The sequence below is a fragment of the Kitasatospora sp. NPDC049285 genome, assembly GCF_040678815.1.
In the GTDB taxonomy this organism is placed as follows: domain Bacteria; phylum Actinomycetota; class Actinomycetes; order Streptomycetales; family Streptomycetaceae; genus Kitasatospora.
Genome location: NZ_JBFAQR010000005.1, coordinates 22,366 through 44,588, shown reverse-complemented (window position 1 = coordinate 44,588; position 22,223 = coordinate 22,366). Strand labels below are relative to the sequence as shown.

Here is a 22,223-nt window from a genome sequence, read left to right as displayed (position 1 = left end):
GACGCTGCGTCAGAATGGGCAGATGCGCGTGACGATCCGAGCCCCCCGCCCCGACGACGTCGTCCAGTACGCGGAGACGGTCCGCCGCTCCGCCGAGCACATCGGGCGGTGGAACCCGGTCGAACCGGACGGGCTGCCCGACCTGTTGAGCCGTCAGGGCCTCGGCCTGCGAACCTTCCTGATCGTCGACACCGCCACCGGCGGCCTGGTCGGCAAGTGCAACGTGGCGAACATCGTGATGGCGCGCTTCTGCAACGGCGTCCTCGGCTACGACTCCTACGTGCCGTACGCCGGCACCGGCCGGATGTCCGAGGGGATGCGGCTGGTGGTGGAACGGTGCTTCACCCCGGAGGCGCGGGGCGGCCTGGGCCTGCACCGGCTGGAGATCAACGTCCAGCCGGACAACGAGCGCTCGATCGCGATGGCGCGGCGGCTGGGCTTCCGCCACGAGGGCTTCACCCCGCGGATGCTCTTCCTGCAGGACGCCTGGCGCGACCACGAGCGCTTCGCGCTGACCGCCGAGGAGTGGCCCACCCCGGAGCGCTGACGCCCCGTCAGGACCAGGCCCGTTCGCCGACCACCCGGACCCGTTCGCCGATCACGTAGCGGAAGACGTTGGTCATCCGCACCGAACCGTCCGGGCGCAGGAACGGGTGGAGCGCCTCCTCCAGCTCCTTGGCCACCAGCGCGGAGCCGGCGGACGCCTCGGCCCGGTCGAACAGGCCGGTGGAGAGCATGCCGCGGACCGCCGAGTCCAGGTCCGCGTACGCGAACGGGCAGGACACCCGCCCGCTGCCGGCCGGGCGCAGACCGGCGCCCGCCAGCAGCGACTCCAGGACGCCGGGGCCGCTCAGCGCGAACGGGGCGGGGTCGTCCAGCGGCGTGTGACGGCGCGCCACCTCCAGGACGGCGGCGCTCTCGCAGCGCTCCGGCGGACCCCAGCCGGCCACCACCAGCAGTCCGCCGGGCAGCGTGCGCACGGCGGCGCTCGCGACCAGCGCGGGCGTCGGGAGCTGCTCGAAAACCGTCACCAGGGAGTGCGCCGCCCGGGGGACGGGCTGCGCCGAACGGGCGAGGCACGCTTCGGGCACGACCTTCAGCCCGCGGGCCGCCGCCAGCTCCCGCAGCTCGCCGTCGGCCTCGGTGCCCTCCACCAGCGCGCCGCGTCCCCGGGCCAGCAGCAGCGCCAGCCCCGAGCCGCAGCCGACGCCGAGCAGACTGGTCGCCGCTCCGACCTCCAACTGCTGGAAAACGGCCTGGTAGAGGGGGACCAGCATGCGCTCCTGGATCTCCGCCCAGTCCCGCGCCCGACCGCGCGACTCCGTCGGGGACTCCGCCCGGAGGCGGTCGACGGTGCTGCCGGTCACCTGCGCTGAAGCCATCGGGGCCTCCCATTAGGTCCTCGGATTGGGCAGCGTCCGCCGCCGCCGTGCGCCCCCCGGCCAAACCGCCCCTCCACCAGCGAACAGCGGCTCGCCGTCGTCGTCCAGAGGGGTGCGAGCAGGTATCCGCGCGCCGCAGGTGTGCGCCCCGGGGTGTGCGCGGGGGTACCGGAGCGGACCGGACCCCGGCGAAACGGATTCACAGTCAGGCCCCGCATCCCCGTACCATTCGCCCCATGGCTAAGGCACCCGTTCTCACTCCCCAGGCGGACGACTTCCCCCGCTGGTACCAGGACCTCATCAACAAGGCAGAGCTGGCCGACAACGGTCCGGTGCGGGGCACCATGGTCATCCGACCGTACGGCTACGGGCTGTGGGAGCGGATGCAGCAGGAGATGGACGCCCGGATCAAGAAGGCCGGCGCCCAGAACGCGTACTTCCCGATGTTCATCCCGCAGTCGTACCTGACCAAGGAGGCCGAGCACGTCGAGGGCTTCGCCCCCGAGCTCGCGGTGGTCACGCACGGCGGCGGCAAGGAGCTGGACGAGCCGGTCGTGGTCCGGCCCACCTCCGAGACGATCATCAACGAGTACTTCTCCAAGTGGGTGCAGAGCCACCGCGACCTGCCGCTGCTGATCAACCAGTGGGCCAACGTCGTCCGTTGGGAGCTGCGCCCGCGCGTCTTCCTGCGCACCACCGAGTTCCTCTGGCAGGAGGGCCACACCGCCCACGCCACCTACGAGGACGCCCGCGACTACGCCTCGCGCATCCACACGGACGTGTACGGCGACTTCATGACCAACGTCCTCGCCATCGACGTGGTGCTCGGCCGCAAGACCGCCAAGGAGCGCTTTGCCGGTGCCATCAACACCCTCACCCTCGAGGGCATGATGGGCGACGGCAAGGCCCTGCAGATGGGCACCAGCCACGAGCTGGGCCAGAACTTCGCCAAGGCCTTCAACACCACCTACCAGCTCCAGGGCGCCGAGCGCGAGTACGTCTGGCAGACCTCCTGGGGCGTCTCCACCCGGATGGTCGGCGGCCTGATCATGTCCCACGGCGACGACAACGGCCTGCGGGTTCCCCCGCGGCTGGCCGCCGTCCAGGCCGTGGTGCTCGCCATCAAGGGCGAGGAGGACGTGCTGGCCAAGGTCCGCGAGATCGGCGCCAAGCTGGAGGCCGCGGGCGTCCGGGTGGTCGTGGACGACCGCACCGACACCCCGTTCGGCCGCCGCGCGGTGGACTGGGAGCTCAAGGGCGTCCCGCTGCGCATCGAGGTCGGCCCGCGCGACCTGGAGGCCGGCACCGCGATGCTGGTCCGCCGGATCGCCGGCGGCAAGGAGCCGGTGGCCGTGGATTCGCTCGCCGCGATCGTCCCCGGAATCCTCGAGCAGGACCAGGAACTGCTGCTCCGTCAGTCCCGCGAGCGCCGCGAGTCCCGCACCGTCGACGTGAAGACCCTCGACGAGGCCGTCGAGGCCGCCGCCACCGGCTGGGGCCGGATCTCCTGGGCCGACCTCGGCCCGGAGGGCGAGGCCAAGTTGGCCGAGCAGGGCGTGTCGGTGCGCTGCATCGTCGCCGCGGACGGCACCGTCCCGGCGACCGACGGCCAGGAGGGCAATGTCGCCCTGGTCGCCCGCGCGTACTGAGGCCCTCCGTCGAAATCCGCGACCGGGTTTCACCACGGAGCGTGACGGGCGTGATGAGCTGCGCAATCGCAACCGAGATCGGGGATTTCCCGAACCCCGGTTCGCGTACTAGCAGTTGAGATTACTGACCGGTCAACTCCCCGCGGTACCTCACAAGCGGTACGGTATACGGCCCGTGGCCCTGTCAATTTCGGACAGGCCGCGGGCCGTCCGCCGTGGGGATGTTGGGCTCCGCGGCGGGTGTTGAGAGCCCGGCGAAACCCGGCGGGCCCAAACGTGCAGGGGGTTGGTCTTGCGTCAGTCCGGAACCGTGCAATTCGCGCGCGGAAGTGCATTCCTGAGAGTTCGCTGGGAATTCCCGAACACCGGGACCCAGCGGAACATCGCTTCTCTCCCCATCGTTGGTACAGCGTGAGCACGACACAGCCCCTCGTCCTGGCGGCCGAACTGGCCGCCGCCTGGAGCGACATCCAGGCCTACCACCGAGACCTCCCCGACCTGGCCTCGCCCGAGGCGCTGATCGGCGAGTCGTCCTCGGCCTGCGGTACGCAGCTCAACTTCGAGCGGCTGCTGCACGAGGCTGCCCACGGGCTGGCCGCCGCCCGCGAGATCCGCGACACCTCCCGGGCCGGCCGGTACCACAACCGCCGCTTCCTGCTGCTCGCCTCCGAGCTGGGCCTCGCTCACCCGGTCGAGCCGCACGCCAGCAGCGGCTTCTCGCAGGTGACGATGGGTCAGGAGACCCGCGACCGGTACGTCGAGACCATCGAGCGCCTGGACCGCGCGCTCGGTGCGCACCAGCTCGCCGTCGCCGGCGAGGGAAACCACCGCACCTTCCGCGGACCGGCCGCCCGGCACGGCTCCTCGGGCGGCGGCGTCCGCGTCAAGGCGGTGTGCGGCTGCGGGCGCAACGTCCGGGTCGTCCCGTCGGTGCTCGCCCAGGCGTCGATCGTCTGCGGTGCCTGCCAGCAGCCGTTCAAGATCGCCTGATCCCGGCCGGTGAAGCGTTCCGCCGGAGCCGTCGGCGGTGCGCACTGCCCGTACCGGCTGGGGTTGACATCGCGCGAAGGTCCTGCCGCGACCGTGCGGGGGCGCGGTCCGGGAGGGCCTTGGCGATGTGGCAGAATGGATGGCTGAGTACTCGGCAGCCAAGCAGGACCCTCTCTCCTAACGGCTGGCGTGTCCCTTGAACAGCACTCGCCCCGCAACCCCACGCGGGCGCCGGGAGCTGCTCACCCACGTCAACACCAGGAGAATCCACACCCGTGGCTGTCAAGATCAAGCTGAAGCGTCTGGGCAAGATCCGCTCCCCGCACTACCGCATCGTCGTCGCCGATTCGCGCACCAAGCGTGACGGCCGCGCGATCGAGGAGATCGGCATCTACCAGCCGACCTACAACCCCTCGAAGATCGAGGTCGACGGCGACCGCGCCCAGTACTGGCTGTCCGTCGGCGCCCAGCCGACCGAGCCGGTGCTCGCCATCCTGAAGCTCACCGGCGACTGGCAGAAGTTCAAGGGCCTGCCGGCTCCGGAGCCGCTGAAGGTCGCGGAGCCCAAGGTCGAGGACTTCTCGCACCTGTTCGCCAAGGCCGTTGCCGGCTTCGAGGACGCCACCACCGGTGTCGCCATCACCCCGAAGGCCAAGAAGGCGGACAAGGCTGACGAGGCCGAGGCCGCTTCCACCGAGGCCTGAGCATGATCGAGGAGGCCCTCGATCACCTGGTGAAGGGCATCGTCGAGCACCCCGACGAGGTGCAGGTCCGCTCGCGCAACCTGCGCCGCGGCCACACCATCGAGGTGCGGGTGCACCCTGACGACCTCGGCAAGGTGATCGGCCGGGGCGGCCGAACGGCTCGCGCTCTGCGCACCGTGGTCGGCGCCCTCGGCGGTCGCAACGTCCGAGTCGACCTGGTCGACGTGGACAGCATCCACTGACCTGTTCGACCAGGTCCACTGACCTGTCCGGTCGGCCATGCCGACCGGCTCGGGTCGGCCACCAGGTTTCAGGACCGGCCGGGACGCATCCGTCCCGGCCGGTCCTTTCCCGTTTCCGGGACACCGAAGCTTTCCGGGACACCGCAGTACCTCAGACCATCGCAGACCACCGCAGATCACCGCAGGAGAACGATCACCGTGCAGCTCGTCGTCGGCAAGATCGGCCGCGCCCACGGCATCCGGGGCGACGTCAGCGTCGAGGTCCGCACCGACGAGCCGGAGCTCCGGCTCGGGCCCGGCGCGGTACTCGCCACCGACCCGGCCGGCATCGGCCCGCTGACCGTCGAATCCGGCCGGGTGCACAGCGGACGCCTGTTGCTGCGCTTCGCCGGCGTCAAGGACCGCAACGCCGCCGAGGCGCTGCGGGGCACCATGCTGATCGCCGAGGTCGACCCGGACGACCGCCCGGACGACCCGGACGAGTACTACGACCACCAGCTCATCGGCCTGGACGTGGTGCTGGCCGACGGCACCCCGGTCGGCGAGCTCACCGAGGTGATCCACCTGCCGTACCAGGACCTGCTGACCGTCCGCCGCCCCGACGGCACCGAGGTCCTCGTCCCGTTCGTCGAGCGGATCGTCCCCACCATCGACCTCGACGAGCAGCGCGTCGTCCTCACCCCGCCGCCCGGCCTGATCGACCCGGCCGAGGCCGTGGTGGTCTCCGCCCGGGAGGAGGACGCGGAGGATGACTCGGAGGAGGGCTCGGACGAGGATGCCGCGGGTGGTTCGGATGGCGTCGATGGCTCCGACGGTTCGGGCGGCTCGGCTGGTTCTGACGGTGACCCGGCTGGTGGTGCGGCGTGAGCGACATGCGGATCGACGTCGTCACCATCTTTCCGGAGTATCTGGAGCCGCTGAACGTCTCGCTGGTCGGCAAGGCGCGCTCCCGTGGCCAGCTCGACGTCCACCTGCACGACCTGCGGCAGTGGACCACCGACATCCACCGGACCGTGGACGACACCCCGTACGGCGGTGGGCCCGGCATGGTGATGAAGCCCGAGCCGTGGGGCCTGGCGCTGGACGCGGTGGTCGCCGCCGGACCGGAGGGCGAGGTGCCGACCCTGGTCGTACCGACCCCGAGCGGACGGCCGTTCACCCAGGAACTGGCCCAGGAACTCGCCGCCCGCCCCTGGTTGGCCTTCGCGCCCGCCCGGTACGAGGGCATCGACCGGCGGGTCATCGAGGAGGCGGCGACCCGGATGCCCGTGGTCGAGGCCTCGATCGGCGACTACGTGCTGGCCGGCGGCGAGGTGGCCGTCCTGGTGATGGTCGAGGCGATCGCCCGGCTGCTGCCCGGGGTGCTGGGCAACGCCGAGTCGCACCGCGACGACTCCTTCGCCCCCGGCGCGATGGCCGACCTGCTGGAGGGCCCGGTGTACACCAAGCCCGCCGAGTGGCGCGGCCGCGAGGTGCCGGAGATCCTTCTCAGCGGCCACCACGGGAAGATCGCCCAGTGGCGCCGGGAGCAGGCGTTCGAGCGCACCCTCGCCAACCGGCCCGACCTGGTGGCCCGTTGGCAGCGTGAGGCGTTCACCAAGAAGGAGCGCGAGGCGCTGAGCGTGCTCGGACTGGCCTGGGACGACACCGCCGGCCGATTTCGGTCTGTGGCCGAGGCTGTGGAAGAATAGGCGACTGCTGTCTGTCGCCGGACTCCCTTCTGGGGTGTCAGTGGACCGGTGCCCTCGCCACGGGGGGATCATCGCCAGCCGACGCGACCCGCAGCACCTTCCAGTTGAGACGAATTTCCGTGGGCGGCCCGTGGCGCCTGCGATGGAGATAACCATGAGCAACAAGCTCGCTGGTGTCGACGCGGCTTCGCTGCGCACCGACATCCCCGCCTTCCGCCCCGGCGACACCCTGAAGGTGCACGTCCGAGTCATCGAAGGCAACCGCTCGCGTGTGCAGGTCTTCCAGGGCGTCGTCATCCGCCGCCAGGGCGCCGGTATCGGCGAGACCTTCACCGTCCGCAAGGTCAGCTTCAACGTCGGCGTCGAGCGCACCTTCCCGGTGCACACCCCGGTCGTCGAGAAGATCGAGGTCGTGACCCGCGGTGCGGTCCGCCGCGCCAAGCTCTACTACCTGCGTGAGCTCCGCGGCAAGGCCGCGAAGATCAAGGAGAAGCGCGACGCGTGATCGCGCTTGCTTAACGGGGGTCGGCCCTCCTGCCGGTGTAGACCGGCGGGATAAGCTCACCCCGATGAGCACGCACGAACCACCGACGGACCGCGACGGCAGTCCCGACCCCACGGGTACGGACTCGCCGTCGCGGTCCGTCGTCGTTTCCGGCACCGTGGCCGTTTCCGTGGCCGTTTCCGACGAGGGTTCCGACGCAGTTACTGAGGCAGCTTCTGATCCGGTTTCCGGTGCGGTTTCCGGCGCTGCTTCCGGTGCGGTGTCCGACGATCGGGTCGGGGCCGTCGGTGGCGGGGCCGAGGACGAGGCCGCCGAGGTAGGGCTCGGTCGGCGGTGGACGCGGGACCTGCTGTGGATCGGTGCGGTGTGCTTGCTCGTGCTGCTGCTGGTGAACGCGTTCGTGGCGCGGCCGTTCGGCGTGCCGTCCGGGTCGATGGAGGGCACGCTGCGCCCCGGCGACCGGGTGGTGGCCAACCAGCTCGCCTATGCCTTCGGCGGGCATCCGCAGCGCGGTGACGTGGTGGTCTTCGACGGCATCGGCTCCTTCCTGCCGTACGCGGCCGAGCCCTCCGGCGTGCGCAAGCTGCTGCTGGGCGCCGGACTGGCCCCCGCCGGGGACACGGTCTACGTGAAGCGGGTGATCGGGGTCGGTGGCGACCGGATCACCTGCTGCGGCTCCGACGGCCGGCTGCGGGTCAACGGCGTGCCGCTGGACGAGAGCGCGTACCTGTTTCCGGGTGACGCACCGTCGGCGGTGCCGTTCGACATCGTGGTGCCGGACGGGAAGCTGTGGGTGATGGGCGATCACCGCAGCGCCTCCAGGGACTCCCGCGACCACCTCGGTCAGCCGGGCGGTGGCGCGGTGCCCGAGGACAAGGTGATCGGCCGGGCGGACTGGGTGGTCTTCCCGTTCGGCCGCGCCACCTCGCTCGACCGGCCTGCGGCGTTCGCCGCTACAGGGGGGACTGGTGGCCATGGGGACCCGAGGTAGACCCAGATCCGCAGCCTCAGGTGACTCGTCCGCCCGCAGGGAGCGGAGCCTTCCGGCGGACGTCGGCGCGGGACCGGACGAGTGGTCGGGTTCGGCAGGCCGGCGAGCCGCCGGACGGGACGGGAGCTCCGGGCGGGACGGCAGCGCCGGACGCAATGGCAGTACCGGACGCAACGGCAGTGCTGGCCGCGACCGGAGCGGTGGGCGGGACGGGCTCGCCCGGCGGGACGGCGTCGACGGGCGGGGCGGAGGCGGCGGCGAGGAGCGGGCGCACCGCGGGCGGGCCGAGCGGCGTCGGACGGCGAAGCGTGCGGCGCGGCGAAGCCGTCGTTCCTTCCTGCGCGAGCTGCCGCTGGTCGTGGTGGTGGCGCTGGTCATCGCGCTGCTGCTGAAGACCTTTCTGGTGCAGGTGTTCGTCATCCCCTCCGGGTCGATGGAGCAGACCCTGCAGATCGGTGACCGGGTGCTGGTGGACAAGCTGACCCCGTGGTTCGGCAACGAGCCGAGCCGCGGCGAGGTCGTGGTGTTCAAGGACCCGGGCGGATGGTTGGAACCCGACCACAAGCGGTCCTCGGACGGGCCGGTGATGCGGGACGTGAAGTCGGTGTTCACTGCGGTGGGACTCCTTCCGTCCGATGACGAGCGGGACTTGATCAAGCGGGTGATCGGCGTCGGCGGTGACACCGTGGAGTGCTGCGACGCGCAGGGTCGGTTGAGCGTGAACGGCAACCCGCTGGACGAGCCGTACATCGCGACCGGGAACGTGCCCTCGCGGATCACCTTCAAGGTGACGGTGCCCAAGGGACGCCTGTGGGTGATGGGGGATCACCGGGACCTGTCCGCCGACTCCCGCTACCACATGGGCAATCCGGGCTCCGGCACCATCCCGGTGGGGAACGTGGTCGGCCGGGCGTTCGTGGTGGCGTGGCCGTTCTCGCACTTCGGTCAACTGAATGTTCCCGATTCACTCTCCTCGTTGCCGGTACGGGCGGCAGGATCAGCGGTAGTTGAGCCGGTTCCCTCGGAACCCCCGCTCGTTATGGGTGTGTTGGGCGTCTTGCCGGTGGTGGTTCGGCGGCGTGGGCCGCGGTCGAGGGGCGGGCCGGTGCCCGGTTGACGTTCTGGTCGGCGCGTGGGAGCACGGGCATGCCGACCGGGAGTGATAGAGAAGTGCAGTGGTGCTCGGTTCCGGCCTGGTGTCGGGCGTGCCCTGGTAGGGCAAGCCAGAGGCGGGTTGAAGGTCGATCGCAGAGTGTGGTGCCCGCTGTGCGGCACTGGTGAGCGCGGACGCTCGGGCGTCCGCACAGCGAGGGAGGAGATGTCGTGGGGGATCTGGTGATCGGTGCCCGCTCCGGTGGCCCGGAGCCCGACGGGGAGCCTGTGGGTAACCATGAGGGCATGCACGGGGACGAGGGCGACGCTGCCCGGCGCCCGGCATCGGCCGAGCCGGCGGCGGACGCCGACGAGGGTTCCGAGGAGGAGAGCCGGCCTGCCAAGCAGCGCTCCTTCTGGAAGGAACTGCCGATCCTGATCGGCATCGCGCTGATCCTGGCGCTGGTGATCAAGACCTTCTTCGTCCAGGCGTTCTCGATCCCGTCGGGCTCGATGGAGAACACTCTGCAGGTCGGCGACCGCGTACTGGTCGACAAGCTCACCCCGTGGTTCGGCTCGGAGCCGGAGCGCGGCGAGGTGGTGGTCTTCAAGGACCCGGGCGGCTGGCTGAACGACGAGCCGACCCAGCGCAGCGACAACGCTTTCGTGCGCGGCATCCAGGACGTCTTCAGCTTCATCGGTCTGATGCCCTCCAGTGACGAGAAGGACCTGATCAAGCGGGTCATCGCGGTCGGTGGCGACACTGTCGAGTGCCAGGGCACCGGGCCGGTCAAGGTGAACGGCATCGCGCTCGACGAGCCGTACATCTTCCCGGGCAACACCCCGTGCGGGGAGAAGCCCTTCGGCCCGCTCAAGGTGCCGGACGGACGGGTCTGGGTGATGGGCGACCACCGCGGTAACTCGCTGGACTCCCGGTACCACCAGGACCAGCCCGGCGGCGGCACCGTGCCGGTCGGGAACGTGGTCGGCCGGGCGTTCGTGGTGGCGTGGCCGATCGGCGACTGGGCGACCCTGCCGGTGCCGGCCACCTTCGACCAGAAGGGGCTGTCCGCCGGCAGCCCGCTGACGCCGCCGCTGACCGGAGCGGCGCTGGCCGTCCCCGCCGTGTGGTGGATCCGCAGGCGTCGCCGCTGACCGTTCGCAGGCCATCCGCGAACGACTCTTGCGCGGGTCGTGGTACTCGTGAGTAATCTGCTCGCACGTACCACGGCCCGCAGTGCTGTCCGCCCCCTGGCGGTCCACCTCGGCCGGGCCACGAGCGCTCGACCGGAGCGCGCCAGTGCCAGGAGAGGGCGAAGCCGATGAGCAGCGTCGCGGAGCGGACCCCGCCCACCCAGGCGGAGCCGACCCGCCGCCGGAGCGCGGCGTCGATCGTGCAGGGGGTGCTGATCGCGCTGGGGTTCGCGGCACTGGTCGGCGGCTTCGTGGTGATCGCCGTCCTGTACCGGCCCTACAAGGTCCCCAGCGGGTCGATGAGCCCCACCGTGCAGATCGGCGACACCGTGCTGGCCCGCACCGCGGACGGGAAGTCCGTCGGCCGCGGCGACATCGTGGTCTTCCAGGACCAGGAGTGGGGCAACGCCACGATGGTGAAGCGCGTGGTGGCGGTCGGCGGCGACACCGTCTCCGGCGACGACACCGGCCGGATCTCCGTCAACGGACACCCCGTCGACGAGCCCTACCTGCCGAAGGCCACCGCGCCCAGCACCGCGTTCACCGTGACGGTGCCCGAGGACCGGCTGTTCCTGCTCGGTGACTACCGCGGCAACTCGCTGGACTCCCGCAGCCACCTCGACGTGGCGTCCGGCACCGTCCCGGCCGCCGGAGTGAAGGCCAGGGTCGAGGCGATCGTCCAGCCGCTGTCCCGGGCAGGCATGGAGAAGCGCACAGCTGCCTTCGACGTACTGGGTGCGCCGAGTGCGCACCAGCAGGGACCCCTGGTGCCGGCCGCGTGGACGTCGGTCGGCGGGGCGGTCCTGATCGTGCTCGCCTCGGCGGCCGGCTGGGCGGTCTCGCTGACCCGCCGGCTGCGTCGGCGGCGGGCCTGACCCCGGTGCGGGTGGAGCCTGCGGGTTGATCCGTAGACGCGCGCAGACCTTCAGGACGGAGGCGACCCAGGTGGCGGTGGAGCGGCGAAGAGCCGTCCGGGTGCTGCTGCTGGACCCGCGCGACCGCGTCCTGCTGCTGCACGGCACCGACCCGGCCGTGCCCGGCGTGGACTGGTGGATCACGCCCGGCGGCGGCGTGGAGCCGGGCGAGGGGTTGGCCGAGGCCGCCCGGCGCGAGCTCGCCGAGGAGACCGGGCTGACGGCGGTGGAGCTGGGACCGGTGATCGCGTACGGCACGACGAGGTTCTCCTTCCAGGGCAGGGACTACGAGCAGGAGCAGTGGTTCCAGCTGGCCCGCAGCGAGCGGACCGAGGTGTCGCTGACGGCGGGCGGACCCGAGGAACACGCGCTGCTACTGGCGGCGCGCTGGTGGACAGTGGAAGAACTGCGGACCACCGGGGAGACCGTGTACCCGCACGGATTGGCCGACCTGGTGGAGCGTGTTGTGACGGAAGGGCCGCCAGAACTTCCAGTAAGGCTCTGAGCACAGGCTGGGTGGTCCACAATGGGGTGGACGTGACGAGTGAGGGGACGCTTGGAATGAGTGCCGAAGACCTCGAGAAGTACGAGACCGAGATGGAGCTCAAGCTCTACCGGGAGTACCGGGATGTCGTCGGCCTGTTCAAGTACGTGATCGAGACGGAACGGCGCTTCTATCTCACGAACGACTACGACCTGCAGGTGCACTCGGTGCAGGGCGAGGTGTTCTTCGAGGTGTCGATGGCGGATGCGTGGGTCTGGGACATGTACCGACCGGCCCGGTTCGTTCGGAAGGTCCGCGTGCTGACTTTCAAGGACGTCAATATCGAGGAGCTGGCCAAGAGCGATCTGGAGCTGCCCTCGGACGACTCGGCGTTCGGGAACTGACCCGTCGTTCGGGAACTGACGGATCTTCGAAAACTGACGCTCTGCGGCTGAGCGCCCGGCGCTGACCAGCAGTCGGAGCCGGGGCACTGAGACTCGTCCGGTCGGCCCGGCGGTGTCCAGCGCATTTTCGATTTGTCCCCCCTGCGGGTGACATCGGTTATCCACAGGCCCGAGTTATCCACAGGTCTCGGGATTTTCCTGGCTCACTTCCGCACCGGAACGGCAACCTTCCGGCCGGAGGTGATTGCCGTGCAGATTTCCCGGAAGAGTTCCACCAACGGCCTCGGCCGCTACGGCGAGGAGGTCGCCGCCCGCCGGCTGGCGGAGGGCGGACTGCGCATCCTGGAGCGCAACTGGCGGTGCGCCGAGGGCGAGCTGGACATCGTCGCCCTGGACGGGGACACCCTCGCGGTCTGTGAGGTGAAGACCAGGTCCGAGCGAGGCTTCCAGCACCCTGCGGAAGCGATCGACCAGACCAAGGCCGAACGTCTTCGCCGTCTCGCCGAGCGCTGGCTGGCCGAGCGCTGGCCCGAGCACTTCTCCCGTCTGGCCCAGAGCGCCGGGTACGTCGGCGGTACCAAGCCGCCGCTGTCTGCGGTGGACGGTGGACCGGCGCCCCCGCCGCCCGGCGGAGTGCGCATCGACCTGATTGCCGTGGTCAATCCGCTCAGGGGTGCCGCTGCGGTCGAGCACCTGCGCGGGGCGGTGTGAGATGGCATTCGCCCGCACCTGCTCGGTCGCCCTGGTCGGAGTCGACGGCGTCGTCGTCGAGGTCCAGGCCGACCTGGAACCCGGTATCGCCGCCTTCAGCCTGGTGGGTCTTGCGGACAAGGCCCTGCTGGAGGCCCGAGACCGGGTACGCGCCGCCGTCTCCAACAGCGGCGAGAAGTGGCCACAACGAAAACTCACCGTGGGCCTCACACCGGCCTCCGTACCCAAGAGCGGCAGCGGGTACGACCTGGCGGTGGCCTGCGCCGTCCTGGCTGCCGCCGAACGGCTCGACCCGGCGTCGATCGACGGCCTGCTGATCATCGGAGAACTGGGCCTGGACGGCCGCGTACGTCCGGTGCGCGGAGTCCTGCCCGCGGTGCTGGCGGCGGCCGACGCCGGTTACCGGAAGATCGTGGTCGCGGAGCAGACCGCGGCCGAGGCGGAACTGGTGCCCGGTGTCTCCGTCATCGGCGTCCGCAGCCTGCGCCAGCTCATCGCCATCCTCACCAACGCACCTGTCCCGGAGGAACCACCTGACCTCCTCGTCGGACGACCGGACTCGATGCTCGCCGGGATCCTGCTGCCCGGTCTCGGAGTCCGCGACGTCTCCTCGGACCGACCCATCCGGCCAGACCTCTCCGACGTGGCGGGCCAGTACGAGGCCCGCCAGGCACTGGAGATCGCGGCGGCGGGCGGCCACCACCTCTACCTGAAAGGGCCACCAGGGGCCGGCAAGACCATGCTGGCCGAACGGCTCCCCGCCCTGCTCCCACCACTCACCCAGGCCGAAGCGCTCGAAGTGACCGCGATCCACTCGGTGGCCGGCCTGCTACCGCACGACCGGCCGCTGGTCGACACCCCGCCGTACTGCGCGCCGCACCACTCCACCACCATGCCCGCCATCGTGGGCGGCGGGACGGGACTGCCCAGGCCCGGGGCCGTCTCCCTCGCCCACCGGGGCGTGCTCTTCCTCGACGAGGCGCCGGAGTTCCCGGTCCGGGTCCTCGACGCACTCCGCCAACCCCTGGAATCGGGGGAGGTGATGATCGCCAGATCCGCGGGCTCGATGCGGCTGCCCGCCCGATTCCTGCTCTGCCTGGCCGCCAACCCCTGTCCCTGTGGCCGCTATTCGATGAGAGGAGAAGGCTGCGAATGCACGCCCGTCATGGTCAACCGCTACCAGGCCCGGCTCTCCGGGCCGCTGCTCGACCGGGTGGACCTCCAGGTACAGGTCGCGGGGGTCACGAAGGCCGAGCTGATGCAGCAAGGCGGAAGAGCCGAGAGCACGGCCGTCGTCGCCGCGCGCGTGCAGGCCGCCCGCGAACGTGCCGCCGTCCGCCTCGCCGACACCCCGTGGCGTACCAACGCCGAAGTGCCCGGGCACGAGTTGCGTACCCGCTGGCGCCTCGCACCCGGTTCACTCGCCGACGCCGAGCGTGACCTCGAGCGGGGCCTGCTCACCGCACGCGGACTCGACCGGGTCCTACGCGTCGCCTGGACGATCGCCGACCTCGTCGGTCGCGGCTGCCCCAACCGCTCCGATGTCCAGACCGCCCTGGCCCTGCGCACCGGAGTCCACCGGGCCGTCTACTCCACCGACCGCCGGGTCGACCCGTACCAGGACGTCGACGCGGACCTCGGCGGCGAGTGCTGATCAACCGTCACCCCACGTTCCCGTCCACCCCGTTACAGCCGCCGAGGAGATTCGGTGACCGCACTGCCCACTCCCCACGACCACCGAGACCACCTCTGTGACGGCCCGCGTGGCGGACCGAGCCCACCATCGGCTCACCACTCCCACCCCGCCCAGAGGCCCGTGACGAGTACCCACGAGCTGGCGAGTTCCGGGGACCAGCTCGGCTGCCTGATCCGAGGAGGCGGTCCGTCTGCGGTACGCCAGCGCCACCACGACCAGCCCGACACCGCGCCAGCACCTACCGCGGCTCAGACCACCGGCCAGACCGCGGCGCAGACCACCGCCCAGACTGCGGCTTCGGCCGTGGTGGCTGAGGCCCCGGCCCGGGCTTGGCCCGAGGCATTGCCCCTGTCGTTCGAGAGGAGTGACAACTGGAGCGACCGGCCGACCAATTGGGCCGCCACGGTGGTCGCGACCGAACCGCCCGAGCCGGACCGGGTGGCCAGGGCGGCGCTCACCCGACTGATCGAGCCCGGTGACGCGGCCATCGGGCGAACCATCGGACGGCTCGGCGCGGTCGCCCTGCTGCAGGGTCTTCGGGACGGTGCGTCGTCGGGTCAACTCGGCCTGAGCACCGACCGGATCGCGGCCTACCAGGAGAGACTCCGTCAGTTCAAACCGGCGGCGGACCTCGCCCGGGTCGAGAAGCTCGGTGGACGGTTCATCATTCCGGGCGACACCGAATGGCCCTCGCAGCTCGACGACCTCGGGGACGGTCGACCCGTCGGGTTGTGGGTGCGCGGCAGACCATCGCTTCGCCTGCTCGCGCTGCGCTCGGTGTCGGTGGTCGGCGCACGGGCCTGTACGCCCTACGGTCGGTACGTTGCCGGCCGGCTCTGCTCGGAGCTGGCCGAGCGCGGCTGGGTGGTGGTCTCCGGGGCGGCGTACGGGATCGACACCGCCGCGCACGGCGGGGCGCTCGCGGTCGGCGGGATGACGATCGCGGTGCTCGCCAGCGGGGTGGACATCTGCTACCCGCGCGGGAACACCGAGTTGATGGAGCGGATCACCGGCCAGGGGCTGCTGGTCAGCGAGCTGGCGCTCGGGATGCACCCGACGCGGTTCCGGTTCGTGCTGCGCAATCGCGTGATAGCGGCACTGACCAGGGGAACCGTGGTGGTCGAGGCGGCCCTGCGCAGTGGCGCGCTCAGCACCGCGCGCCGGGCCAGAGACCTCAACCGCCACACCATGGGGGTCGCGGGCCCGGTCACCTCCGAGCTGTCCGCAGGTGTCCACGCGTTGATCAGGAGCGGCGCGGCGACCCTGGTCACCGATGGGGCGGAGGTCGGCGAGCTGATCGGAGCGATCGGCGACGACCTGGCCCCGGAGCGGGTCGGCCCGATCGTGCCACGGGACCTGCTGGAGCCACCGGTGGCGCGGGTCCTTGAGGCGGTGCCGGCCAGCGCGGAGGGCGCCCCGGTGCATCGGGTCGCCAGATATGCGGCGCTTTCCCCGGAGGAGACGCTGCAACGGCTCCACGAACTGAGCTCGCTCGGCTTCGTCGAACGGCACGGCGCGCGTTGGAGGTTGGTACGACGCAAGTGACGGCGGCCCGGGTGGTGCGGACCTGGGCGGGTGGAGTATGGCGTGGGAGAGGAGTCAACGGGTCGGTGCGGGTGGCGAGTTGGGCGTCCGGCGGGACGGTTCGTCGGGCTGGGAAGAGGCGGCGGCGGATGGCGAAGGGCCGGTGGATGAGGTGATCCGGAAGGGCGCGCCGGGTGGCGGCCCGGTCGGTGGATGTGCTGACCGACCGTCAGCGGCCGGGCCGCGCTCGGACGGCTCGACGCGCCGGTGGAGCCCAGTGCTGCCACCGGATCGGGGGACGCCCGAGTGGCGGTAGCGCTGTGCAGCTACTCGGTCACGCTACGCTCGTTTATGGCGTCCCTATCAGCACATGACTCGGCAGAACGGCGCAGACCAACGCATGCCCACTCACATTCCCGGACACAGGGTGACCGGTGACGGTCGGTCCGCGGACGGGACCGGGGCCGAGGCCCGCAGCGCCGCGGAGCTGCGAGCCAGGCCACCGGGAGCCGTGGGAATGACAAGGCCGGGCACCCCCCCGACCGCGACCCCGCAGCCCCCGTCCCGTCCCGCCTCCGCCTCGCCCGTACCCCGCCCGCCCGCCTCGCCGATCCCGTCGGTCTCGCAAGTCCCCCCGTCGGTTTCGCAGGGCTCATCGGTTTCGCAAGGCCCGTCGGTTCCACAGGGCCCGTCGACGCGGCAGCCTCCGCCGCGCCCGCAGGCCGAGCGGCCGGCCCCGGTGCTTCCGTGCCCACAGGTGGCACCGCCCACCGCCGTGACGAAGACCCAGCCGCACGGCGCCACTTCCGCCGAACTGCCGCCCACAGGGACGACCCCGCAGCTGGGCGGTCAGGGCAACGTCGCCCAGCGCGGCGGCAAGACGGCCGACACACCGGCGGCGGGAGCCCGTCCGCTCAGGGGCCAGCCGAAGCGGACCGCCCGGTCGAAAGACGCACCAGCCCGAAGCCTGCAGGTGGGGAAGCAAGCAGACGGCATCCCGGCGGTACGGACCCAACCGGACACCGGCCGGCAGGGGCCCGGCCCGGACGGGACGGGCCAGCGCGCGACGGTCGAGCCGGACCTGCCCCCCGCGCAGCCGACCGTGGTGGTCCCCGCGCCCGCAGTGGGTGGCACGCCAGCGGCGGGAGGCGGGTCGGTTCCGGGCGGCGGGCCCGCTGACAACCGACCCGTCGACTCCGGCACCGCCGACCGTCCGGTCGACCCGGGTGCTGACCGGAAGGTCGACCCCGGCGCCGACGGGGCAGCAGGAACCGACGGGGCAGCACGAACCGGCGAGGCGTCGGGGGCCGGCGAAGCACCGGGGACCGGCGCGGAGAACGTGGAGAAGGGGAAGGCGAGCGAGCGTGCGAAAGGAGGTGCGGATCAGACGGCGCTGCTGGCGCTGTGGCGCTCGTACAAGGAGACGGGTGACCACGGGCTGCGGGACCAGTTGATCCTGCATTACTCGCCGCTGGTGAAGTACGTGGCGGGCCGGGTCGGTGTGGGGCTGCCGGCCAACGTGGAGCAGGCGGACTTCGTGTCGTCTGGGATCTTCGGGTTGATCGATGCGATCGAGAAGTTCGACATCGACCGGGCGATCAAGTTCGAGACCTATGCGATCAGCCGGATCCGCGGGGCGATCATCGACGAACTGCGAGCGCTGGACTGGATTCCCCGGTCGGTCCGGCAGAAGGCGAAGGCGGTCGAGCGGGCGTACGCCACGTTGGAGGCGCGGCTGCGGCGGACCCCGCACGACCCCGAGGTGGCCACGGAGATGGGCATCTCGCTGGACGAGCTGCACACCATCTTCAGTCAGCTGTCGTTGGCCAACGTGGTCGCGCTGGACGAGTTGCTGCACTCGGCCAGCGAGGGCGGCGATCGGCTGACCCTGATGGAGACGCTGCCGGACAGCGGGGCGGACAACCCGGTCGAGATCGTCGAGGACCGCGAACTGCGGCGGCTGCTCGCCTCCGCGGTCAACACGCTGCCCGAGCGGGAGAAGACCGTGGTGACCCTTTACTACTACGAGGGCCTCACGCTGGCCGAGATCGGTCAGGTGTTGGGCGTGACCGAAAGCCGGGTCAGCCAGATCCACACCAAATCGGTGCTGCAGCTGCGGGCGAAACTGTCCGACGTGCGCTGAACCGGTCGGCTGTGGCGGTAAGCCGCTCCGGCCGGCGGCGGCCTCCGTAGAGTTGGGACGTGCCGAAAATCCGGGCGGCCACAGTGGCCGAGCATCGCCAGTTACAGCAGGCCGCGCTGCTCGACGCCGCGCGCACCCTACTGGCGGAGGGCGGCCGGGAAGCGCTGACGTTCGGTGCGCTGGCCGGGCGTACCGGGTTGGCCCGCTCCTCGGTGTACGAGTACTTCCGCTCCCGGGCCGAGCTGGTGGAAGCCCTCTGCGCGGCGGACCTCCCGCTCTGGGCCGCCGAGATCGAGGCGGGGATGGCCACCTGTGACGGTCCGGCCGAGCGGATCGAGGCGTACGTGCGCGGTCAGCTGGCGCTGGCCGGGGAACCGGTCCACCGCGCCGTGGTCGCCGTCGCCGAGTCCGAACTGGACCCCGCCGCCCGGGAGCGGATCCGCGCCGCCCACGGTGGGCTGACCGCGATGGTGGTCCGGGCGCTGGAGGAGTTCGGCCACGCCCGTCCGGCCGTCGCCGCGTCGCTGCTGCAGGGCGTGGTGGAAGCTGCCGTCCGCCAGCTCGACCGGGCCCGCGAAGCCGATGGCGCGACCGACCAAACCGCGCGGGAGATCGCCGATGCGGCGGTGGAGTTCGCACTGGACGGCCTCCGCCGAGACCACCGAGACCGCCGGGAACCTGCGGCCGGTGACCCGCGGTCGGCGATGACTTCCTAGGCGCCGGCCATCGCGGGCGGTGCCGCACCTGACGCCCCATCACAACGAGGGCGAGGGCGAGGGCTACGGTGCGGGCGAGTCGAGCGGGAGGAGCCGGGCGCGGCCGGTGCCCAGCAGGGCGAGCGGGTCGAGGTAGCGGGTGCCGCGCAGCAGCCCCCAGTGCAGGCAGTCGACGGGGCAGTGGCCGGAGTCGGCGGTCAGTGCGCCGATCGGCTCGCCGGCCGAGACCGCGGTGCCCACCGAGACGGAACCGGCCACCGGGAGGTAGGTGGTGCGCAGTGGTGGGCTGCCCGATCCGGGATGGCTGACCACCACGACCGGACATCCGGCCACCTGCCCGGAGAAGGTGACCACCCCGGGTGCCGCCGCGCGCACCGCCGTCCCTGGCGAGGCGGCCAGGTCCACCCCGCGATGCCCCGCCGCCCAGCGCACCGGCGGCGGATCGAACCGCCGAAGCAACCCTGACGCGTCCCCGACCGGCCACGCCCGCCCCGGTCCGACCCCCAGCGCGCCCTCCCTCAGCACCTCGCCCCTGACAGCCCCGGCCGCGGTCACCCCGGACAGCGAAGCGGCCCTGCTCCCCACACCCCCCACCACGGCGACGACCAGCACCCCGACGATCACCAGCCGCGTCACCGCCCGGGTCGCGACCCGCACACGCACCACCACACCCCACCGCACACCGACCTCCCGACCAACAGCGAAGACGATCACCGCAGACGACCACCGAAGGCGAGCACCGAAAGCGGCCAGCAAGAGCGACCGGCGAAGCCACCTGCCGTGCCGCCGACGCGGCGGCCGACGGCACCGCGCCCACCCTCGCCGCCGCGCCGTCCGCCCCGCGCGCGGAATTCCGTGGCCTGTGGACAAACCCCGGCTGTGGACAACTGCCGTCCCTCGCAGGGGTGAACGGCGGACGGCGGCCAGGCAGTGGTGGTGCTGAACAGGGAGGCGGGACCGCGCGGAGTCGCTCGGTGCTCGGGGCTTCCCGTACACTTCACACGCGACCCGGTCTGCCGGGTCGACTTCGCACGCCCCGCCACCAACGGTCCGGCTTCGCCGGGATGGCCGTTCGGTGCGAGTGCCGCTCGGTCCGCCGAGCCTGCCGAGGCCGCAAGCCCCGTGCAGGCCAAGCGGCTTGGCACGTCGGGGCGTCAGGCGTGGCGGTCGCCCGACCGCTACGGACAAACCGAGTACCTCGGCACCCCGCAAGGCGCGATCAGCTCGCAGTCCTCGCGGCGCGCCGGGCAACACACCGAGGAGTACGGCACATGGCCGTCGTCACGATGCGGGAGCTGCTGGAGAGCGGCGTCCACTTCGGTCACCAGACCCGTCGTTGGAACCCGAAGATGAAGCGTTTCATCTTCACGGAGCGCAACGGCATCTACATCATCGACCTCCTGCAGTCGCTGAACTACATCGACCGCGCCTTCGAGTTCGTCAAGGAGACCGTTGCCCACGGCGGCAGCGTCCTCTTCGTCGGCACCAAGAAGCAGGCCCAGGAGGCCATCGCCGAGCAGGCGACCCGCGTGGGCATGCCGTACGTCAACCAGCGCTGGCTGGGTGGCATGCTGACCAACTTCTCGACCGTCTACAAGCGTCTGCAGCGCCTCAAGGAGCTCGGCGAGATCGACTTCACGGATGTGGCCGGCTCCGGCCTCACCAAGAAGGAGCTCCTGGTCCTCCAGCGCGAGTACGACAAGCTGGAGAAGACCCTCGGCGGTATCCGCGACATGCAGCGCGTTCCCAGCGCCGTCTGGATCGTGGACACCAAGAAGGAGCACATCGCGGTCGGCGAGGCCCGGAAGCTCAACATCCCGGTCGTCGCCATCCTCGACACCAACTGCGACCCCGACGAGGTCGACTACAAGATCCCGGGCAACGACGACGCGATCCGCTCCGTCACCCTGCTGACCCGCGTGATCGCCGACGCCGTCGCCGAGGGCCTGAAGGCCCGTGCCGGTGTCGCCAAGGGCGACACCAAGGCCGAGCCGGGCGCCGACCAGCCGCTGGCCGACTGGGAGAAGGAGATCCTCGAGGGCGAGAAGGCCGCTGAGGCCCCCGCCGCCGAGGCTGCTGCCGAGGCCCCCGCCGCCGAGGCCGTGGCCGACGCCGCTGCCGAGGCTCCGGCCGCCGAGGCCGAGCAGGCCTGACGTACCACCAGGGTGAGGGGCACCGGCCGGGCTGAGCCGGTGGGTGCCCCTCTCTCCCGTGCCGGGGGCTTGCACCACGAGCTCCCGTGCCAGGGGCCCGGACCACGAGGCCCCGGCACCTCCCCACGCTGACACGCGAGATGTGAGAAGAGATCACACCATGGCGAACTTCACCGCCGCGGACGTCAAGAAGCTCCGCGAGCTGACCGGCGCCGGCATGATGGACTGCAAGAAGGCCCTGGACGAGGCCGAGGGCGACGTCCAGAAGGCCGTCGAGCTCCTGCGCATCAAGGGCCAGAAGGGCGTTGCCAAGCGCGAGGGCCGTGACGCCTCCAACGGCGCCGTCGCCGCGCTGATCGCCGAGGACAAGAAGTCCGGCGTCCTGGTCGAGCTGAACTGCGAGACCGACTTCGTCGCCAAGGGTGGCAAGTTCGTCGAGGTCGCCGACGCGATCGCCGCGCACGTCGCCGCCACCTCCCCGGCCGACCTGGACACCGCCCTGGCCTCCGAGATCAACCCGGGCCAGACCGTCCAGCAGTTCGTGGACGAGGCCAACGCGACCCTGGGCGAGAAGATCGTCTTCCGTCGCTTCGCCCAGTTCGACAACGACGGCTTCGTCGGCCTCTACATGCACAAGTCGGACCCGGACCTGCCGCCGACCATCGGTGTCCTCGTCGAGCTCGACAAGGAGAACGCCGAGACCGCCAAGGACGTCGCGCAGCACATCGCCGCCTTCGCGCCGAAGTACCTCTCCCGCGAGGAGATCCCGGCCGAGGACCTGGAGAACGAGCGCCGCGTCGCCGAGGCCACCGCTCGCGAGGAGGGCAAGCCCGAGGCTGCCCTGCCGAAGATCGTCGAGGGCCGCGTGACCGGCTTCGTCAAGGAGAACGCCGTGCTGGAGCAGGCGTTCGCCAAGGACAACAAGAAGACCGTCGCCAAGGTCCTCGAGGAGTCCGGCGTCACCCTCAAGCGCTTCGTCCGCTTCCGCGTCGGCGCCTGAGACCGTTCCGCGCCGCCCTTCTCCACCGGCCCGGCCGC

Annotated in this window: 22 protein-coding genes and 1 pseudogene; 21 read left to right on the top strand and 2 right to left on the bottom strand. The window is 71.3% G+C overall.

Annotated features, from left to right (window positions below; genetic code table 11):
• Window positions 1-22: 22 nt before the first annotated feature.
• Window positions 23-547, top strand: coding sequence for a GNAT family protein (locus AB0K51_RS05405; RefSeq protein WP_363450776.1), 525 nt, complete (start codon window positions 23-25; stop codon window positions 545-547).
• Between the two features lie 7 nt (window positions 548-554).
• Here the strand turns inward: AB0K51_RS05405 and AB0K51_RS05400 are convergent, their stop codons facing one another.
• Window positions 555-1,382: an SAM-dependent methyltransferase gene (locus AB0K51_RS05400; protein ID WP_363450774.1), complete on the bottom strand. Its 828-nt coding sequence runs from the start codon at window positions 1,380-1,382 to the stop codon at window positions 555-557.
• A gap of 236 nt (window positions 1,383-1,618) precedes the next feature.
• Between AB0K51_RS05400 and proS the strand changes: the two genes are divergently transcribed.
• From proS to AB0K51_RS05310, 18 genes and pseudogenes are all read left to right on the top strand, one after another.
• Window positions 1,619-3,031: a proline--tRNA ligase gene (gene proS / locus AB0K51_RS05395; protein ID WP_363450772.1), complete on the top strand. Its 1,413-nt coding sequence runs from the start codon at window positions 1,619-1,621 to the stop codon at window positions 3,029-3,031.
• 411 nt (window positions 3,032-3,442) lie between these two features.
• On the top strand, window positions 3,443-4,021 hold the full coding sequence (locus tag AB0K51_RS05390) for a hypothetical protein (RefSeq protein WP_363450770.1): 579 nt from the start codon (window positions 3,443-3,445) through the stop codon (window positions 4,019-4,021).
• A gap of 275 nt (window positions 4,022-4,296) precedes the next feature.
• The gene (gene rpsP / locus AB0K51_RS05385; protein WP_363450768.1) at window positions 4,297-4,725 is read left to right on the top strand and encodes a 30S ribosomal protein S16; all 429 of its coding nucleotides are present in this window, start codon (window positions 4,297-4,299) and stop codon (window positions 4,723-4,725) included.
• A gap of 2 nt (window positions 4,726-4,727) precedes the next feature.
• Window positions 4,728-4,967 (top strand): RNA-binding protein, encoded by a 240-nt coding sequence (locus tag AB0K51_RS05380; RefSeq protein ID WP_363450766.1) that lies wholly within the window; start codon window positions 4,728-4,730, stop codon window positions 4,965-4,967.
• Window positions 4,968-5,165: 198 nt separating this feature from the next.
• Entirely contained in the window at window positions 5,166-5,834 is a 669-nt protein-coding gene (gene rimM / locus AB0K51_RS05375) for a ribosome maturation factor RimM (RefSeq protein WP_363450764.1), read from the top strand.
• 5 nt (window positions 5,835-5,839) lie between these two features.
• Complete coding sequence (gene trmD / locus AB0K51_RS05370) at window positions 5,840-6,658, top strand: tRNA (guanosine(37)-N1)-methyltransferase TrmD (RefSeq protein ID WP_363451029.1); 819 nt, start codon at window positions 5,840-5,842, stop codon at window positions 6,656-6,658.
• 154 nt (window positions 6,659-6,812) lie between these two features.
• Window positions 6,813-7,163 (top strand): 50S ribosomal protein L19, encoded by a 351-nt coding sequence (gene rplS, locus AB0K51_RS05365; protein WP_363450762.1) that lies wholly within the window; start codon window positions 6,813-6,815, stop codon window positions 7,161-7,163.
• A gap of 64 nt (window positions 7,164-7,227) precedes the next feature.
• On the top strand, window positions 7,228-8,154 hold the full coding sequence (gene lepB, locus AB0K51_RS05360) for a signal peptidase I (RefSeq protein ID WP_363450760.1): 927 nt from the start codon (window positions 7,228-7,230) through the stop codon (window positions 8,152-8,154).
• Window positions 8,155-8,431: 277 nt separating this feature from the next.
• Window positions 8,432-9,271, top strand: a pseudogene (gene lepB / locus AB0K51_RS05355) (signal peptidase I); the annotation flags it as partial.
• A gap of 206 nt (window positions 9,272-9,477) precedes the next feature.
• Window positions 9,478-10,401, top strand: coding sequence for a signal peptidase I (gene lepB, locus AB0K51_RS05350; protein WP_363450758.1), 924 nt, complete (start codon window positions 9,478-9,480; stop codon window positions 10,399-10,401).
• A 167-nt stretch (window positions 10,402-10,568) separates the two neighbouring features.
• On the top strand, window positions 10,569-11,315 hold the full coding sequence (gene lepB, locus AB0K51_RS05345; RefSeq protein ID WP_363450756.1) for a signal peptidase I: 747 nt from the start codon (window positions 10,569-10,571) through the stop codon (window positions 11,313-11,315).
• A 25-nt stretch (window positions 11,316-11,340) separates the two neighbouring features.
• The gene (locus tag AB0K51_RS05340; RefSeq protein WP_363450754.1) at window positions 11,341-11,859 is read left to right on the top strand and encodes an NUDIX domain-containing protein; all 519 of its coding nucleotides are present in this window, start codon (window positions 11,341-11,343) and stop codon (window positions 11,857-11,859) included.
• Window positions 11,860-11,915: 56 nt separating this feature from the next.
• Window positions 11,916-12,242 (top strand): DUF2469 domain-containing protein, encoded by a 327-nt coding sequence (locus AB0K51_RS05335; protein ID WP_030458804.1) that lies wholly within the window; start codon window positions 11,916-11,918, stop codon window positions 12,240-12,242.
• 240 nt (window positions 12,243-12,482) lie between these two features.
• Entirely contained in the window at window positions 12,483-12,953 is a 471-nt protein-coding gene (locus tag AB0K51_RS05330) for a YraN family protein (protein WP_363451027.1), read from the top strand.
• Window position 12,954: 1 nt separating this feature from the next.
• Window positions 12,955-14,607, top strand: coding sequence for a YifB family Mg chelatase-like AAA ATPase (locus AB0K51_RS05325; protein ID WP_363450751.1), 1,653 nt, complete (start codon window positions 12,955-12,957; stop codon window positions 14,605-14,607).
• A 447-nt stretch (window positions 14,608-15,054) separates the two neighbouring features.
• Window positions 15,055-16,194: a DNA-processing protein DprA gene (gene dprA, locus AB0K51_RS05320; protein WP_363450749.1), complete on the top strand. Its 1,140-nt coding sequence runs from the start codon at window positions 15,055-15,057 to the stop codon at window positions 16,192-16,194.
• 1,318 nt (window positions 16,195-17,512) lie between these two features.
• Window positions 17,513-18,316: an RNA polymerase sigma factor WhiG gene (gene whiG, locus AB0K51_RS05315; RefSeq protein ID WP_363451025.1), complete on the top strand. Its 804-nt coding sequence runs from the start codon at window positions 17,513-17,515 to the stop codon at window positions 18,314-18,316.
• Window positions 18,317-18,375: 59 nt separating this feature from the next.
• Entirely contained in the window at window positions 18,376-19,032 is a 657-nt protein-coding gene (locus AB0K51_RS05310) for a helix-turn-helix domain-containing protein (RefSeq protein ID WP_363450746.1), read from the top strand.
• Window positions 19,033-19,095: 63 nt separating this feature from the next.
• Here AB0K51_RS05310 and AB0K51_RS05305 read toward each other — a convergent pair whose 3' ends face one another.
• Window positions 19,096-19,695 carry a M23 family metallopeptidase gene (locus AB0K51_RS05305; RefSeq protein ID WP_363450744.1) on the bottom strand — a complete coding sequence of 200 codons (600 nt, stop codon included), beginning with the start codon at window positions 19,693-19,695 and terminating at the stop codon, window positions 19,096-19,098.
• Between the two features lie 608 nt (window positions 19,696-20,303).
• On the opposite strand from AB0K51_RS05305, the gene rpsB reads away from it, so the two are divergent.
• Together rpsB and tsf are read left to right on the top strand one after the other, a co-directional pair.
• Window positions 20,304-21,185, top strand: a complete 882-nt coding sequence (gene rpsB, locus AB0K51_RS05300) for a 30S ribosomal protein S2 (RefSeq protein ID WP_363450742.1) — start codon at window positions 20,304-20,306, stop codon at window positions 21,183-21,185.
• 160 nt (window positions 21,186-21,345) lie between these two features.
• The gene (tsf, locus tag AB0K51_RS05295) at window positions 21,346-22,185 is read left to right on the top strand and encodes a translation elongation factor Ts (protein ID WP_363450740.1); all 840 of its coding nucleotides are present in this window, start codon (window positions 21,346-21,348) and stop codon (window positions 22,183-22,185) included.
• Window positions 22,186-22,223: the final 38 nt, after the last annotated feature.

What these genes read in the sequence shown, in the direction of transcription:
- proS (WP_363450772.1), top strand. Translation starts at nt 1,619, where the DNA reads ATGGCTAAGGCACCCGTTCTCACTCCCCAGGCGGACGACTTCCCCCGC.
- lepB (WP_363450760.1), top strand. Translation starts at nt 7,228, where the DNA reads ATGAGCACGCACGAACCACCGACGGACCGCGACGGCAGTCCCGACCCC.
- AB0K51_RS05335 (WP_030458804.1), top strand. Translation starts at nt 11,916, where the DNA reads ATGAGTGCCGAAGACCTCGAGAAGTACGAGACCGAGATGGAGCTCAAG.
- AB0K51_RS05325 (WP_363450751.1), top strand. Translation starts at nt 12,955, where the DNA reads ATGGCATTCGCCCGCACCTGCTCGGTCGCCCTGGTCGGAGTCGACGGC.
- AB0K51_RS05405 (WP_363450776.1), top strand. Translation starts at nt 23, where the DNA reads ATGCGCGTGACGATCCGAGCCCCCCGCCCCGACGACGTCGTCCAGTAC.
- lepB (WP_363450756.1), top strand. Translation starts at nt 10,569, where the DNA reads ATGAGCAGCGTCGCGGAGCGGACCCCGCCCACCCAGGCGGAGCCGACC.
- tsf (WP_363450740.1), top strand. Translation starts at nt 21,346, where the DNA reads ATGGCGAACTTCACCGCCGCGGACGTCAAGAAGCTCCGCGAGCTGACC.
- rpsB (WP_363450742.1), top strand. Translation starts at nt 20,304, where the DNA reads ATGGCCGTCGTCACGATGCGGGAGCTGCTGGAGAGCGGCGTCCACTTC.
- AB0K51_RS05400 (WP_363450774.1), bottom strand. Translation starts at nt 1,382, where the DNA reads ATGGCTTCAGCGCAGGTGACCGGCAGCACCGTCGACCGCCTCCGGGCG.
- AB0K51_RS05380 (WP_363450766.1), top strand. Translation starts at nt 4,728, where the DNA reads ATGATCGAGGAGGCCCTCGATCACCTGGTGAAGGGCATCGTCGAGCAC.
- trmD (WP_363451029.1), top strand. Translation starts at nt 5,840, where the DNA reads ATGCGGATCGACGTCGTCACCATCTTTCCGGAGTATCTGGAGCCGCTG.
- rplS (WP_363450762.1), top strand. Translation starts at nt 6,813, where the DNA reads ATGAGCAACAAGCTCGCTGGTGTCGACGCGGCTTCGCTGCGCACCGAC.